Origin of the sequence: Actinomyces ruminicola (assembly GCF_900103885.1) — a bacterium.
GTDB lineage: Bacteria > Actinomycetota > Actinomycetes > Actinomycetales > Actinomycetaceae > Actinomyces > Actinomyces ruminicola.
The window spans coordinates 111,528-126,934 of the sequence record NZ_FNIM01000001.1; the positions used below are offsets into that span (position 1 = coordinate 111,528).

Below are 15,407 nucleotides of genomic sequence, written 5' to 3' on the forward strand. Positions count from 1 at the left end.
CGGTCAGAGCGCGGTGACGTCCTCGGGCCGTATGGGCTCGGGCTCGGGTACGCCCAGCACGGCCGCGATGTCGCGCACGTCCTGACGCATCTGCACCAGCAGCGGTTCCAGGCCGTCAAAGGCGAGCATGGGACGCAGCCGCTCGACCAGTTCGATGACCACGACCTCCCCGTACAGGTTCAGGTCCGCGCGCCCGAGCACGTGCGCCTCGACGGTGCGGTCCGGCACGTCGTCGAAGGTCGGATTGGTACCGATGGAGATGGCGGCCGGCAGACGCTCCTCGCCCGTCGCCACGCCGCCGACCACCCCGGCCTCCGGTGAGCGCACCAACCAGCCCGCATAGACGCCGTCGGGCGGCACCACTCCGGCGGTGGCGGCGTCAAGGTTGGCGGTGGGGAAGCCGAACTCGCGGCCGCGACGGTGCCCGCGAATGACCGTGCCGCGCAGCCGGTGGACGTGACCGAGTACTGCTGCGGCGCCGCGCATGTCACCGGCCTCCAACAGCTCGCGCACCCAGGTGGAGGACCAGCGGCGGCCGGAGGGGGCGACCACGTCGGCGACGATCTCCACGTCGATGCCGTCGACCTGGCCGATCTGTCGCAGCGTGTTCGCGTCGCCGCAGTTGCCGCGACCGAAGCGCACGTCGTCGCCGACCACGATCGCGCGCGCCCCGAGCAGATCCTCGAGCCAGTCGCGCACGAATTCCTCCGGCCCCTGCTCGGCGAAGGCGAGCGTGTAGTGGACCACGAGCACCGCGTCCAGGCCCGTGGCCGCCAAGGACTCCAGCCGGTCGGCGAGCGAGGTGATCATGGGCAGCCGGGTCTCGGGGCGGTGCACCACCGCCGGATGCGGGTCGAAGGTCAGGGCGATGGCCCGGGGACGGCGCCCGTCGGTTCCGGCCTCCCGCCGGGCCCGCTCTACGACGCGGCCGAGGATCGCCTGGTGCCCGCGGTGCACACCGTCGAAGACGCCCACGGTGACGATGCTCCCCGGCCCGTCCGGGTCCCTCAGGGCTGCGGGCACCTGCTCGGCGCCGTACCAGATCTCCACTGCGAGCCCCGCCTCAGTCCGCGTCCCCGAGGCCGCGCGGGACGCGGCCGCTCGTGATCTGGTTCAACTGTGTCTCCTGTGCTGTGGGTGGCGGTCCGGGCGACGGCGTCGCCCGGACGGGTTGCGAGGTCACTCGGGCGACTTAGGCAGTACGAGCACGGGGCGGGTGCGCCCGCCCTTATGGGCCAACAGTGCCACGAGCCTGCCCTCCGGGTCGAACCCGGCGGCCACGCCCGGCGCGTCCCCGGCGGAGGTCTTGGAGACAACCGGATGCGCCGGTGCCGCCGCCCGATCCAGCACCTCGGCGGGTAGGGCCTGCCCGTAGCGCAGGGCTCGCGCCTGCTCCGCCTCCAGGGCGACGGCGGGGAAGCAGCGGCGGGCCACCACCGCCAGGGGCAGCACGGGCAGTGCCTGCCCGGCGGCGACGGCGTCGATCAGGGAGTCGATGCCGTCGGCCTCTTCGACCGTGAACGGGCCCACCCCGGTGCGCCGCAGTGCAGTCAGGTGCGCCCCGCAGCCCAGGGCGGTGCCGAGGTCACGGGCCAGGGCGCGCACGTAGGTGCCCGAGGAGCAGTGCACCTCCAGGTCGACGTCTACCACGGCCGTGCCGTCCGCAGCGGCCCCGGGCCGCGGGTCGCCTCTGCGCTCGAGGGCGTGGATGGTGACCGGGCGGGCCGGGAGGACGACCTCCTCGCCGCCGCGCACGCGCGCATAGGCGCGCACGCCGTTGACCTTGATGGCGGAGACCGCCGACGGCACCTGCATGATCTCGCCTGTCAGAGAGGTCAGCGCCGCGTCGATGCGGGCGGGCAGATCGGGAGCGGCCGTGCAGCCGGGGGAGGTGGTTACCTCGCCCTCGGCGTCCTCGGTGAGCGTGGCCTGGCCCAGGCGGGCCGTGGCCAGGTAGGTCTTGTCGGCGCCGACCAGGTAGGTCAGGAAGCGGGTGGCGCGGCCGATGCCGAGCAGCAGCAGTCCGGTGGCCAGGGGGTCCAGCGTGCCGGCGTGGCCGACCTTGCGGGTGGCGGCCAGGCGACGGGTCATGGCGACCACGTCGTGGCTGGTGACGCCGGCGGGCTTGTCCACCGCCAGCAGCCCGTCGGCCGCGGTTCCAGTGCCGCGGGGGACGTCGGCGTATCTCACGCGTCGTCTTCCGCGTCGGCCCCGGTGCCGGCCGGCTCGTAGTCGTCATGGTCCACTGCGTCGTAGTCCGTGGCATCCCCGGAATCCGCCGACTCGTAGTCAGCCGCATCTTCGTCGCCGGCGTCGTAGTCGTCTTCGTCGTCGTGACGGTAGGGGTCGGCGTCGCCGGCATAGGTGGCGCCGGCGTAGGTGCGGGCGATCTGCTCATCGCGGGCGCGTGCCTGGGCGAGCGCGTCCTCGAATGCCTGCGCCTGGGTGGGCAGCGAGTCCAGCTGGAAGGCAATCGACGGGGTCAGGCGAATTCCGAGCGCCCGTCCGACCTCGGAGCGGATCAGGCCGGTGGCCGAGCGCAGTGCGGCGGCGGTGTCCTCGCGCTCCTCGTCGCTGCCGTAGACGGTGTAGAAGATGGTCGCCTGCTGCAGGTCGCCGGTGACGCGCACGTCGGTGATGGTGATGAAGCCGAGTCGAGGGTCCTTGATCCTGCCCTGCAGGAGGCGGGCGACGGTCTCGTGAATGCGGTCGGCGACCTTGCGAACGCGGGCGGCGTCTGCCATGAGGACTCCTTGAGAATCGAGTGCTGCGATGGTGGCGACGGCTGCGAGTGCGGCGCGCGGTCGATGGCCACGACTGCAACCGGCGGACGGAATATTGTGCCCCACCACCCGCCCGATCGCCAGACGGTGGCAGCGGGAGCACCCCGACGAGGTCTGCCGCGCCCCGGGTTTATCCTCGTGCGCATCCCCTTCCCCGCCCGAACAGGAGCGCCGCACGTGAACGCCGCCTCCCCCGCTCCCGAATCGCCGCCCGCCACCGCCCCGGCGTCTGCCCCGGTGGGGGCGGGTGCCGCCGCCGGCGACGCCTCGGGCGTGGCGATGGTGCTCGGCTGCTACCTGCTGTGGGGCATGTTCCCCCTGTACTTCCACCTGCTGCAGGCGGCCGGCAGCGTGGAGATCATCGGGCACCGCCTGGTGTGGACCTTGGCGACATGCCTGGGGCTCACCGCCCTGCGCCGCTCCTGGCCGGCTCTCCGGACCGCTGTCACAACGCCACGCATCCTCGGCGTCCTCGCGGCCAGCGGCCTGCTGGTGTCGGTGAACTGGCTGGTGTACGTCTACGCGGTCAACTCCGGTCGCACCGCGGATGCGGCCCTGGGGTACTTCATCAACCCGCTGGTCACGGTGGTGCTGGCGGCGCTCTTCCTCGGTGAGCGGCTGCGGCCGGCACAGGGAGTCGCGGTTGGCATCGCGGCGGTCGCCATCGCCGTGCTGGTGGCGGCGCAGGGCTCGCTGCCGTGGATTTCCCTGTCTCTGGCCCTGTCCTTCGGCCTTTATGGGCTGGTGAAGAAGCGGGTTGGCGCGCGCGTGGACGCGCTCACCGGCCTGACGGTGGAGAGCGGCTGCATGACCCCGGTGGCGCTGGCCTATTTCGCCTGGCTGTACGCGGGCGGGCAGGGCGCCCTGCAGGGGACGACGACATCCGGGGCGCTGGCCGCGGGGCTGGTGCTGGCCGGTCCGGTTACTGCGGTGCCACTGCTGCTGTTCGCCGCGGGCACGCGCCGGGTGCCGCTGTCGATCGTGGGGCTGAGCCAGTACATCACTCCGGTCATGCAGTTCCTGCTGGCCTGGGCGGTGTTCCGCGAGGAGATCTCACCGGCCCGCTGGGTCTCGACGGCGCTGGTGTGGGTGGCGGTGCTCGTGTTCATCACCGACCTGCTGTGGCAGCTATCCCGCCGCCCACGCCCCGGCAAGCACCGGTGACCCGCGCGCACCGGAACCTGTGATGCCGAGACCGGGCGAAGACGACGCCGGTGCCGCCGCTCTCGAAAGAGCCGGCGGCACCGGCGCTCATATGGTCGCTGGGCCCGGCATGCTCCCAGGCCCGTCGACCGTGGAGGTGTCGATCACTCGCGGGGCTTCTCGCGCATCTCCCAGGTCTCGATGACGTCGCCCTCGGCGATGTCGCGGAAGCTGAGGTTGATACCGCATTCGTAGCCCTCGCGGACCTCGGTGACGTCGTCCTTCTCGCGGCGCAGCGTCTCCACCGTGAGGTCCCCGTTCACCACGACGCCGTCACGCACCAGGCGGGCCTTGGCCCCGCGCTTGATGACGCCGGAGCGGACGATCGAACCGGCGATCGAGCCGAACTTCGAGGAGCGGAAGACCTGGCGGATTTCCGCCGTGCCCAGCTCGACCTCCTCGTAGATCGGCTTGAGCATGCCCTTCATCGCTGCCTCGACGTCCTCGATGGCGTTGTAGATGACCGTGTAGAACTTCATGTCGACGCCCTCGCGGTCGGCCAGCTCGGCGACCCGCACCGCGGGACGCACGTTGAAGCCGATGATGACGGCGGAGTCCACGGTGGCCAGGTCGACATCGCTCTGCGTGACCGCGCCGACGCCGCGGTGGATGACCCGCAGGGCGACCTCGTCGCCGACGTCGATCTTGAGCAGCGAGTCCTCCAGTGCCTCGACCGCACCCGAGCTGTCGCCCTTGAGGATGAGGTTGAGGGTGTCGACCTTGCCCTCCTTGAGCACATCGGTGAGGTTCTCCAGCGAGACGCGCTTGCGGCGCTTGGCGAGCTCCGCGGCGCGCCCGGCGGCCTCGCGCCGGTCGGCGATCTGCCGGGCGGTGCGGTCGTCGGGGGCGACGATGAAGGAGTCGCCCGCGCTGGGGACGCTGGTCAGGCCGAGCACCTGGGCGGGCCGGGCCGGGCCGGCCTCCTCCAGCGTGTTGCCGTGCTCGTCGAACATGGCGCGCACGCGCCCGTAGGCGCTGCCGGCGACGATCGGGTCACCGACACGCAGCGTGCCGCGCTCCACCAGGACGGTGGCGACGGCGCCGCGGCCGCGGTCCAGCTTCGCCTCCACCGTGACACCGCGGGCGTCCGTGTTCGGGTTGGCGCGCAGGTCCAGGGCGGCGTCGGCGGTGAGCAGGACCGCCTCCAGCAGGCCGTCGATATTGGTGCGCTGCTTGGCGGAGATGTCGACGAACATGGTGTCGCCGCCGTACTCCTCGGGCACCAGACCGTACTCGGTGAGCTGGCCGCGGATCTTCTCCGGGTTGGCGCCCTCCTTGTCGATCTTGTTGACGGCCACCACGATCGGCACGCCGGCGGCCTGGGCGTGGTTGAGCGCCTCAACGGTCTGCGGCATGACGCCGTCGTCGGCGGCGACCACCAGGATGGCGATGTCCGTCACCTCGGCGCCGCGGGCACGCATGGCCGTGAAGGCCTCGTGACCGGGGGTGTCGATGAAGGTGATCGGGCGGGTCTCGTCACCCAGGTGCACCCGCACCTGGTAGGCGCCGATGGACTGGGTGATGCCACCGGCCTCGCCGGCGACCACGTCGGTGGAGCGGATGGCGTCCAGCAGCTTGGTCTTACCGTGGTCGACGTGACCCATGACGGTGACCACCGGCGGGCGCGGCAGCAGTTCGGCGTCGTCCTCGCCGGCCTCCTCGGCCTCGAGGTCGATGTCGAAGGACTCCAGCAGCTCGCGGTCCTCGTCCTCGGGAGACACGATCTGGACGTCGTAGCCCAGTTCGGCGCCCAGCAGGGCGAAGGTGTCCTCGTCCAGGGACTGGGTGGCCGTAGCCATCTCACCGAGGTGGAACAGCACGGTTACCAGTGCCGCCGGGTTGGCGTTGATCTTCTCGGCCAGGTCGGTCAGCGTGGCGCCCTGGCGCACACGCACCGGGGTGGAGCCGTCACCGCGGGGAACGACGACGCCGCCGATGGTCGGCGCGCTCTGCTGCTCGAACTCCTGGCGCTTGGCCCGACGCGACTTGCGCCCGCGCGGAGCGCCGCCGCCGCGCCCGAAGGCGCCCTGCGTCGAGCCGCGGCCGCCACGGCCCCCGCGGGGGCCGCCGAAGCCGCCCCGCGGACCGCCGCCGCCCGAGCCTCCCCTGCCGCCGGAGCCGGGACGGCCGCCACGGCCGCCCTGACCACCGCGGGCCGGAGCACCGGGGCGACCGACCGACGAGCGGCCCGGCATCATGCCCGGGTTGGGGCGCGGGCCACCTGAACGCGGGCCCGGGCGCGGGCCGCCCTGACCGGGACGGGACCCCTGCGGGCGCGGACCGCCGCTACCGCCGGGACGGGGCATGCCCTGGGAGGTGGCGTACGGGTTGTTGCCCGGACGCGGGCCGCCCGAACGGGGACCCTTGCCGCGCCCGCGACCGCCGGAGCCGCCGGGACGGGGCATGCCCTGGGAGGTGGCGTACGGGTTGTTGCCCGGACGCGGGCCGCCCGAACGGGGACCCTTGCCGCGCCCGCGACCGCCGGAGCCGCCGGGACGGGGCATGCCCTGGGAGGTGGCGTACGGGTTGTTGCCCGGACGGGGTGCGCCGGGCCGCGGGCCGGGCGTGGGCGCAGCCGGCCGGGGCCCCGGGGTCGGGGCGGTCGGCCGGGGTTGCTCGTCGGCTCCGGCAGTCGGGGCGGACTGCGGAGCCGGAGAGGCCGGAGCCGGAGACGGCTTGGGGCCGCCGGGCTTGGGCGTGCCCGCGGGCTTCGGGGCGGCCGCCGCAGGCTTGGGGGGCGCCGGGCGTGCACCCGGCTTGGGTGCGGTCGGAGCCGGCTTGGGTGCGGCGCCGGGAGTGGGCGCCTTGGACTTGGCCGCGGGCTTGGGCGCCGCCGGCTTGGGGGCCTTGGCCTCGCCCTGGGCGGCGAAGTGCTCGCGGACCCGGCGAGCGACGGGGGGCTCAACGGTGGAGGACGCCGCCTTGACGAACTCCCCCTGATCCTTGAGCCAGGCCAGAATCACCTTGGAGGTGATCTTCTTGCCAGTGGGGTCGAGCTCCTTCGCGAGCTCATGAACGCGTGGTTTTGCCACTTTTCTCCTGTCCGGTTGCCCACCCCGAACAGGGTGGGCGCTAGTAGAGGCAGCTCATCGCCGGGTACTCATCGGGTGCCCATCAGCTTCCTACCCGCCTTTGCTATCGGTCCGCCGTCCCCGGTCGGGGACGGTGTGTACGGCTGTAGTCAGCCCCGTGGAGGCCGACCCAGTCGCGTACGGGGGCCACATCGGGTGACCCGCGCAGGCGCAGGGCGCGCCCGAAGGCGCGCCTGCGCTCGGCGAGATCGACGCATGCCGGGTCCGGGTGGATCCATGCGCCGCGCCCCGGCATGAGTGCCCGGGCGTCGACGGTCAGCTCGCCACTGTCCGTCAGGGCCAGGCGCAGCAACTGCGCCCGTGGGGCCTTGCCGCGGCAGCCGATGCAGGTGCGTTCGGGCACGTGGGGGGTGTTGACCACCGGCTGGCCGCGTCCTTCCGCTCGCTGTCGAATACCGCCGCGGGACGCCGGGCGGCAGCCCGGCGCATGCCCGCAGGCAGGCCGGGAATAAGTGTAGCGGGGTCGGGCGCTAGTCCTGGGCGCCGGGCGTTGAGGGACCAGTCACGTCGTCGGCATGGGAGTCACGACCCGGCGTGACCTCACCCGACTCGGTGTCGGCGTGGATGTCGATCTTCCAGCCCGTCAGCCGGGCCGCCAGGCGGGCGTTCTGCCCCTCCTTGCCGATTGCGAGCGAGAGCTGGAAGTCCGGGACGATGGCGCGGGCGGAGCGTTCCGCGGCATCGAGCACCGTGACGGAGGAGACGCGGGCCGGGGACAGGGCGTTGGCGACGAAACGGGCCGGGTCCTCGGAGTAGTCGACGATGTCGATCTTCTCCCCTCCCAGCTCGGCCATGACCGCGCGCACCCGCTGCCCCATGGGGCCGATGCAGGCGCCCTTGGCGTTCACGCCGCGCACGCGGGCGCTGACCGCGACCTTGGTGCGGTGTCCGGCCTCCCGGGCCACCGAGACGATCTCGACGTCGCCGGAGGAGATCTCGGGGACCTCGCGCTCGAACAGCTTGCGCACCAGGCCCGGGTGGGTGCGGGACAGAATGATCTGCGCGCCCTTGGGACCGCGGGACACCTCGGTGACATAGGCGCGGATGCGGTCTCCGTGCCTGTAGCGCTCGCCGGGCACCTGCTCGTGCGGGGGCATGATGCCCTCGTGCTCGTCGTCCAGGCGCACGTATACCAGGCGCGGGTCACGGCCCTGCTCGACGGTGCCGGAGATGAGCTCGCCGGCCTTGTCCTTGAAGGCGCCCAGGACCTCGAAGTCGCGGCGGTCCTGGATGCGCTGCACGATCACCGAGCGGGCGGTGGCCTGAGCGATGCGGCCGAAGTCCTCGGGGGTGTCGTCGAAGTACTCGCCGGTGGGCTCGTCGTTCTCGTCGACCTCCGGGGCGAGCACGGTCATATGCCCGGTCCTGCGGTCGATCTCCACGTGGGCGCCGCGGATGGCTCCGGGGACCTTGCTGTATGCGCCCAGGATGGCGTCCTCGATGGCGGGCAGAAGATTGTCCAGGTCGATGCCCAGCTCGTCGGCTGCACCTCGCAGCTCCGGCATGTTGATGTCCATGGTTCCTAGATTCCTGTTGTCTCTGTCTCGTCTCGTCCCTCGGCGGTCGGCTCCGTGGGATCTGTCCCCGGCCGGGTGAGCGCCGGGGCGGGGCGTGGTGGGCCGACTACATGCGCACGACCATACGGGCGGCGGTCACGTCCGCCAACGCAATGGTGCGGGGCGCGTCGTCCACGGTGAGGGTGACGGTGTCCTCGTCGGCGCCGGCGACCTCGCCCTCCAGGGTCTGCTCCTGCGCGTCTGAGGCGGTGGTGATCACCGCGCGGTGGCCGACGGCGCGGCGGAAGTGGCGGGGTGTGCGCAATTCCCGCTCGGCGCCGGGGGTGGATACCTCCAGCGTGTACTGGCCGGCCACCGGGTCGGCGTCGTCGACGGCCTCGGAGATCGCCCGGGTGGCCTCGCCGAGGGCATCCAGGTCGAGGTCGCCGGGGCCGTCGGGAAGATCGACGACCACCCGCAGCGTGGTGTACTTGCCGGCCCGCGCCAGGCGCACGTCCTCCAGGAAGAGCCCGGCCTCCTCGACGACGGGGGCAAGCAGCTGCCGCAGGCTGGACTCCTGGCTCCGGGCGGACGCGTCGGTCATGTGGAGGTTCCTCCCGTAATGGGCCTGTGGGGGCCGGTGGTGTTTGAGTTGCTTCAAGTCGGATCGGATTGATCAGGTCCATGCTACCCGTCCGTGCGAGGATGACCACGTGACACCCACTTTCACCGCCGGCCCGGCTGCCTCCTGTGCCCTTCCCACCCGTCGCGTACTGCTGCGCCGTGCGGGCGTCCTCGCCCTGACGGCGGCAGTGGCGGCCACCGGCGCCTGCAGCCTGCGGGTCGGCGGCGGCTCCCCCGCCTCCCTGCCGACGGCGTCCGCCCAGGAGGCGGTGCGTGACGGCCTGGCCCGGCAGGCGACGTTGATCGGTTCGACGGCGGATGTGGTGGCCCGCTCCCAGGACGCCGAGCAGTCCGCCCTGGCCGACGCGATTGCCGCCAGTGCCGCCACCCAGCTGGAGGCGCTGGGCGGGGTATGGGACCCGTGGGCGACGCCGGTGCCCACCACCTATGAGACGGTCTCCCCGGCGCCCTCTGCCGCAGCGGATGCCGACACCGCCGACCTGGCCGCCGCCCTGACCGACGGGGCCGCCATGGCGCGCGAGGCGGCCGTGGCTTGCGATGACGCCGACACCGCCCGTCTGTACGCCTCCCTGGCGGTGGCCTGGTCGCTTCAGGCGCTGCGGCTGGACGGGAACGCGGTGGAGGTCTCCGGGAGGGATGCGTCCGCCCTGACCGAGGCGCTGCCCGGCGAGCTGCTGTCCGCCTACGACGCGGCCCGCTATGCGCTGGAGGAGGTGGCGGCGCGCTCGACGGGTGCGGCCCGCACCCGCGCCGAGGCGGACGTGGCCTACGCCCGGGCGCTCGTGAGCGCCTCGGTCGCGCTGGGCGGAGAGGACACCCGGCTGCCCGCCTACTCCGCCCCGACCGAGGCGGCGGACTCGGCCACGTCCATCGATGTCACCTGGGCGCGGCGGGTGTGGCTGGGAGTGGAGGAGACCGAACTGGCCGGCGTGGTCGCAAGCGGCGGTGACGCCACCGAGCAGGCGATAGACGCGGCCCTGGATGCGGCCCTGCGCGCCCGAGCCTGGGGCGCGGATGTGGACGCTCCCCTGCCCGGATACGCCGCCTGAGCGGCTCGATTCCTGCCAGGTGGGCTATCGTCCCGCCGACAGGTCGCGCTCGTACGCCCTGTAGACCGCAATGGTGGCCCCAATAGCGAGTACGGCGCTGAGCAGCGCCCACCAGGTCTGCCAAGAGACCAGCAGGTCATTATTGTCTGCACCGGGATTGAGATCGGCTTCATACCCCAGCGCGACCAGCGCGCCGACGGACAGCGCCAGGGAGAAGAAGGCGAACACCTGGATTATCAGCCGGGTAATGAAACTGGTGAACATATTGTTCACTCACCCCTTCACCTGCGATCAACAAGTCCACACAACCGACTGGCGTTAGTCTAGCGGTCAGTCGATCCAGACACGCTCGCACGCGACGTCGACCAGCTCGCCCGCCCCCAGCCTGCCCCGGGCCGCGATAAGTGCTTCCAGATCAGCCTCTTCCCGCACCAGGTGCAGACTGCACGGGCCAACCTCCCGCTGCCAGGCCTCGACAAAAGCAGCCACCACCTCCCGGGAGCGTCCCAAGATGCGCGGCACCGCCAGGTAGAGCCGCTCCCTGCCCCGCGCCCGTTCCACCGCGTCCAGTGCGCGTCCCAGCAGCCGCCGTAGTCGTCCCGGCGCGGTGGCCTTACGCAGGGTCCAGCGCGGAACCTCCAGAACGAACCGTGGGTTTGACCGCGGCGGCGAGGCGAGTGCCACCAGCGTGTCAGCGGCCAGTCTGCGCTCGTTCTCCGTGCCGCCACTGAAGGCGACGCGCACGCCGGTCTCGGTCTCCTCCAGCACAAGCGCAGCGAGGCGGGTCGTGTGCGGCCGCCCGCCGGCTCGGAGTCCGGCCATCACGCTGCGCGCCGCCCCGTACCAGAACCGGGCCGGGTCGCCCCGGCGCAGCATCCCGGCCGCGCAGGTCAGCAGCACGGCCCGCGCCTCTTGCCCGGCGCCGAGCGGGGCCGGGCTGCGGCGGAAGGCGTGGCCGTCGTCCGAAAGCGGGGCCAGCCAGGCGCTTCCCTCCCGCTCGCGGGGCCCCAACGGGGTTGCGGCATTCAAGGCCCGAACCGCCTCGGCATCGGCGCCGTCGTGAACGGTGGCCAGGATGTGCCGCTGCTCCGGCGTGAGGGCAGCGCTCAAGCCCGTGCGTATGGATGCGGTCTCCACCGTGCCGTCGGCGCTCGGGACCGCGCTCCACAAGTAATCATGCCGCCGTCGGAGCCGTTCCAGGTCGCTGCCGGATCCGGCACCGGTCTGTGGCGGCAGCAGGCAGGTGACCGACCAGTTGTGGGCGCTCTTGCCCGGCCAGGCGGGGTCCAGGCGCAGCGTGCGGCCGCGCAGCTGCTGGACCGAGGTAGCCGTGGTGACCGTGGTCAGGTCAATCAGGGTGTTGACGGACGGGCAGTCCCACCCCTCCCCCAGCAGACCCCGCGTGCCGACCACCAGCCGCACGGCGCCCTGGACTACCAGCTCGCCGACCGCGCCAACGAGTCGCGCGGCACCGGCCTCCGGGCCACGCACACGCACGATCCAGCCGTCGTCGGCGGCGGGCAGGGCCAGGCCGGTGGCGGCACGCAGGTGGTCGAGCAGATCGCCGTCTCCGGAGGCCAGTTGCAGGTGCCGGCCGGTCAGGAGCACGGGATGCAGGCCACGCACAACCGCATCGCTCAAGATCGTCTCGTAGCAGCGCAGAGCACCGCCGGGGGGCCGACGGGTTCCGGCGGCGGCGGAGCCGGCCAAGACGTCCAGCGCCCGATGGGCGGCGGAGTGCTCGGCGGCGTCGGTGACCACGACGGCGCGCAGGCGCCGCCCCAGACAGGCGTGCTCCGCACGCAGAATATCGACGACCGCGGTGTCCTTGGCCCGGGAGGCCGCACAGACGACGTCCTGCGGCGAGCGCCCGGCGCGCAGCCCGGAGTCGGTCAGGTGGTATCCGTATCCGGCAAGCAGCTCCTTGACGTCCTGCCACTGGGAGCGGCGGCCGGGGTCGGGCAGGAGCCGGGCCAGGGCGTAGCGACCAAGCAGTTCCAGCACCTCGTCGACGCCCAGCAGCCCAGTGGTGGGCAGCAGGGGCACCAGCGCGGTCGTCAGTTCGGTGGGGGCGTAGGCACCCAGACGCTGGGTCAGTAGTGCGGCGGCGGCGGTGGCGCTCAGCGGGTCGGAGTCGAAGCCGGCCACCATGCGGGCGGCGAGTGCGTCCTCGTGCACGTCCCCGGGCGAGGAGGCGGTGCCCGGGGCGGGGGCGACGGCGTCGGCGAGGAACTGTACGCCGTCGGGGGACAGCAGCAGCTGGTCGACGCGGTGGCTCAGCTCCGCCCCTGCGCTGGTGAGGAAGGCCCGTTCCGAAGCATCGGGCAGTGTGAACCGCACCAGGTTGCGGCTCGGCGCGAGGCTGCCGGCGCGGACGACGGCGGGGATGGGGATCTCATAGTCGACATCGCCCAGCAGGGTCTGGTAGCGGCGGCGGGAGCCGTCCTCCGCGGAGGGCAGTGTGGCGGTCAGCCCGATCAGGGTGGGGCGGGCCCCCACGGCTTTCAGGCGGGCCAGCAGGTAGTGGACGACCGCCGCCCAGTGAGCGCGCAGGTGGTGACACTCGTCGACGACGATCGTGGCGACGCGCTCGTCCACGAGGGCGTCGAGTCGGGCGCGCGCCGTCGGGCGAAGCAGGGAAGCAAGGTGATCGATGTCGAGCGAAGCCAGTGCGGCACGCATGGCCGAGGCGCGCCGGGAGATGCCGGAGCGATAGGCGGCGGAGTTGGTACGGGAGAGCTCCTCAAGCCAGGTTTCGGCGCGTCCGGGGGCCTGTCCCGAGGCGGTGAGCTCTTCGAGCCAGCGTTTGCGGGCGGCATCGCGCCAGCGCACCGAGGTGTCGACCACGGACAACGACTGGTAGGTGAGCACCGTGAGCCCGGCCGGTGCGGCGTCGTCGGCTGGATTCTCGCAGGTGTCACGTATGCTCGGCGCCCGCCCATCCGGTGTACGCAGGTGAGTGCGGGCCTGTTCGCACCACTGCTCGCGAATGACCGTGGTGGGGGTCAGGACAAGTGCCCGACGCCCGTTGGCGCGCGCAAGGGCGAGACCGATCAGGGTCTTTCCGGAACCCGGCGGCGCCACCAGGTGCAGACGCGCGCCGTCGGCAGGGTCCACGGCGCGCATCAGGTCCGCCTGGTAGCCGCGCAGCGGCACGGCCAGGCTCCATTCCCGCAGCGGTCGCGGCTGGTGCTCGCCGTTAGGCGTGCGCTTCATCCCGGGATAGTGCCGCCTGCACCAGGTCACGTACATGGGCGGCGGCCTGTTCTGCGGGCACGGAGGTGCGCTCGCCGCTGCGGCGGTCGCGGATCTCCACGGTGCCCTCCTTGGCCAGGTCGCGGCCGACCACCACGGTGTAGGGCATGCCGAGCAGCTCGGCGTCCTTGAACTTAACGCCGGCGCTGACCTTGCGGCGGTCGTCGTACAGGACCTCCACTCCGGCCTCGTCCAGCGCGCCGGCCAGATCGGCGGCAGCCTCGAAGACGGCGTCGTCCTTGCCGGTGGCCAGCACCTGCACCTGGTAGGGCGCCACCTGGATGGGCCAGGCCAGTCCCTGCTCGTCGTGGTTGGACTCGGCCAGGGCGGCCAGGGCGCGGGTGACGCCGATGCCGTAGGAGCCCATGGTGACCACGCGGGACTTGCCGTTCTCGTCCAGCACGGTCAGGTCCAGGGCGCGCGCGTACTTGCGTCCCAGGGCGAAGATGTGCCCGAGCTCGATGCCTCGGGCCAGGTGCAGGGGGCCCGAGCCGTCGGGGGCGGGGTCGCCCTCGCGGATCTCGGCGGCTTCGATGGTGCCGTCGGCGGTGAAGTCGCGGCCGGCCACCAGGTCGAGCACGTGCCGCTGGTGGGCGTTGGCGCCGGTGACCCAGGCGGTGCCGGGCACCACCCGCGGGTCGAGCAGGTAGCGCACCGAGCCGGTGAGCACCTCATTGCCGTCAGTGTCCCGCTCCACGCGGCGCTTCGGCGAGTTGGGGCCGATCGCCGCCGGGCCGATGTAACCGCGCACCAGCTCGGGGTGAGCGGCGAAGTCGGCGTCGGTGGCCATCTCCACCTCGGCGGGGGCGACGGCGGCCTCCAGGCGCCGCATGTCGACGTCGCGATCGCCGGGAATACCGACGACCAGCAGCTCGCGCTCGCCGGAGGGATGGGTCAGGGCGACCACGACGTTCTTGAGCGTGTCCGCGGCGGTCCAGGCGCGCCCGTCGGCGCGCGGGTAAGCGGCGTTGACGAAGTCCACCAGGGTTTCGATGGTGGACGCGTCGGGGGTGTCCACCTCCCGGGCCGGGCCGGTCCCGGAGGCGTCGACATCGGCGGGAACGGGCGTGGTGACGGCCTCCGCGTTGGCCGCGTAGCCGCCATCGGTGCGTACGAAGGTGTCCTCACCGATGGGCGAGGGGTGCAGGAACTCCTCGGAGTGGGAGCCGCCCATGGCACCACTCATGGCGTTGACGATCACGTACTCCAGGCCCAGGCGCTGGAAGATGCGCTGGTAGACGGCGCGGTGCGCCTGGTAGGAGGCCTCCAGCCCGGCGTCGTCGATGTCGAAGGAGTAGGAGTCCTTCATGACGAACTCGCGACCGCGGATGACGCCGGCGCGCGGGCGGGCCTCGTCGCGGTACTTGGTCTGGATCTGGTAGATGGAGACCGGCAGGTCCTTGTAGGAGGAGTACAGGTCCTTCACCAGTAGGGTGAACATCTCCTCGTGGGTGGGTGCCAGCAGGTAGTCCGCGTCCTTGCGGTCGGTCAGCTTGAACAGGGTGGGCCCGTAGTCGTCCCAGCGGCCGGTGGCCCGGTAGGGCTCGGCCGGCAGCAGTGCGGGGAAGAGCACCTCCTGGGAGATGGTGTCCATCTCCTCGCGGACGATCGCCTCGATCTTGCGCAGGGTGCGCAGGCCGAGCGGCAGCCAGGTGTAGACGCCGGGGGCGGCGCGGCGGATGTAGCCGGCGCGCACCAGCAGCTTGTGGCTGGCGACCTCGGCGTCGGCGGGGTCCTCGCGCAGGGTTCGGATGAAGGCCTGGGACATGGTCTGAAGCACGGGGCGATCTTACGCGGTGACGCCGCAGGACATGGACCACATCTGCATGGCCGCGGAGGGAGGAGAGCCTTGGGCGCCCGCGAGGGGGCACCCAACCAGTTTGC

General features: G+C 72.3%; 12 protein-coding genes. 2 read left to right on the forward strand and 10 right to left on the reverse strand.

Going from position 1 to position 15,407, the window contains the following annotated elements; genetic code table 11:
• Positions 1-3: 3 nt before the first annotated feature.
• The 3 genes from BLR49_RS00505 to rbfA all read right to left on the reverse strand — a co-directional run bounded on the left by BLR49_RS00505 (position 4) and on the right by rbfA (position 2,744).
• Positions 4-1,050 carry a bifunctional riboflavin kinase/FAD synthetase gene (locus BLR49_RS00505; protein ID WP_092531824.1) on the reverse strand — a complete coding sequence of 349 codons (1,047 nt, stop codon included), beginning with the start codon at positions 1,048-1,050 and terminating at the stop codon, positions 4-6.
• Between the two features lie 129 nt (positions 1,051-1,179).
• On the reverse strand, positions 1,180-2,190 hold the full coding sequence (gene truB, locus BLR49_RS00510) for a tRNA pseudouridine(55) synthase TruB (RefSeq protein ID WP_092531828.1): 1,011 nt from the start codon (positions 2,188-2,190) through the stop codon (positions 1,180-1,182).
• Positions 2,187-2,744: a 30S ribosome-binding factor RbfA gene (gene rbfA / locus BLR49_RS00515; protein WP_092531831.1), complete on the reverse strand. Its 558-nt coding sequence runs from the start codon at positions 2,742-2,744 to the stop codon at positions 2,187-2,189. The genes truB and rbfA overlap by 4 nt, the downstream gene beginning before the upstream one ends.
• 216 nt (positions 2,745-2,960) lie before the next feature.
• Between rbfA and rarD the strand changes: the two genes are divergently transcribed.
• A complete protein-coding gene (gene rarD, locus BLR49_RS00520) occupies positions 2,961-3,947 on the forward strand; it encodes an EamA family transporter RarD (protein WP_245690261.1) in 987 nt (328 codons plus the stop codon).
• A 143-nt stretch (positions 3,948-4,090) separates the two neighbouring features.
• On the opposite strand, the gene infB is transcribed toward rarD, so the two are convergent.
• From infB to BLR49_RS00540, 4 genes are all read right to left on the reverse strand, one after another.
• Complete coding sequence (infB, locus tag BLR49_RS00525) at positions 4,091-7,018, reverse strand: translation initiation factor IF-2 (RefSeq protein ID WP_092531834.1); 2,928 nt, start codon at positions 7,016-7,018, stop codon at positions 4,091-4,093.
• 103 nt (positions 7,019-7,121) lie between these two features.
• Entirely contained in the window at positions 7,122-7,439 is a 318-nt protein-coding gene (locus tag BLR49_RS00530; protein WP_092531837.1) for a YlxR family protein, read from the reverse strand.
• Between the two features lie 109 nt (positions 7,440-7,548).
• Positions 7,549-8,595 carry a transcription termination factor NusA gene (gene nusA, locus BLR49_RS00535; protein ID WP_092531840.1) on the reverse strand — a complete coding sequence of 349 codons (1,047 nt, stop codon included), beginning with the start codon at positions 8,593-8,595 and terminating at the stop codon, positions 7,549-7,551.
• A 106-nt stretch (positions 8,596-8,701) separates the two neighbouring features.
• Entirely contained in the window at positions 8,702-9,178 is a 477-nt protein-coding gene (locus BLR49_RS00540; RefSeq protein WP_092531842.1) for a ribosome maturation factor RimP, read from the reverse strand.
• 109 nt (positions 9,179-9,287) lie between these two features.
• Here BLR49_RS00540 and BLR49_RS00545 point away from each other — a divergent pair, with 109 nt between their 5' ends.
• A complete protein-coding gene (locus BLR49_RS00545) occupies positions 9,288-10,268 on the forward strand; it encodes a hypothetical protein (RefSeq protein ID WP_092531845.1) in 981 nt (326 codons plus the stop codon).
• Between the two features lie 24 nt (positions 10,269-10,292).
• Here the strand turns inward: BLR49_RS00545 and BLR49_RS00550 are convergent, their stop codons facing one another.
• The 3 genes from BLR49_RS00550 to BLR49_RS00560 form a co-directional block, all read right to left on the reverse strand.
• Positions 10,293-10,532, reverse strand: a complete 240-nt coding sequence (locus BLR49_RS00550) for a hypothetical protein (protein ID WP_092531848.1) — start codon at positions 10,530-10,532, stop codon at positions 10,293-10,295.
• 66 nt (positions 10,533-10,598) lie between these two features.
• Positions 10,599-13,484 carry a DEAD/DEAH box helicase family protein gene (locus tag BLR49_RS00555; protein WP_092531852.1) on the reverse strand — a complete coding sequence of 962 codons (2,886 nt, stop codon included), beginning with the start codon at positions 13,482-13,484 and terminating at the stop codon, positions 10,599-10,601.
• On the reverse strand, positions 13,468-15,291 hold the full coding sequence (locus BLR49_RS00560; protein ID WP_425425744.1) for a proline--tRNA ligase: 1,824 nt from the start codon (positions 15,289-15,291) through the stop codon (positions 13,468-13,470). The genes BLR49_RS00555 and BLR49_RS00560 overlap by 17 nt, the downstream gene beginning before the upstream one ends.
• Positions 15,292-15,407 lie beyond the last annotated feature (116 nt).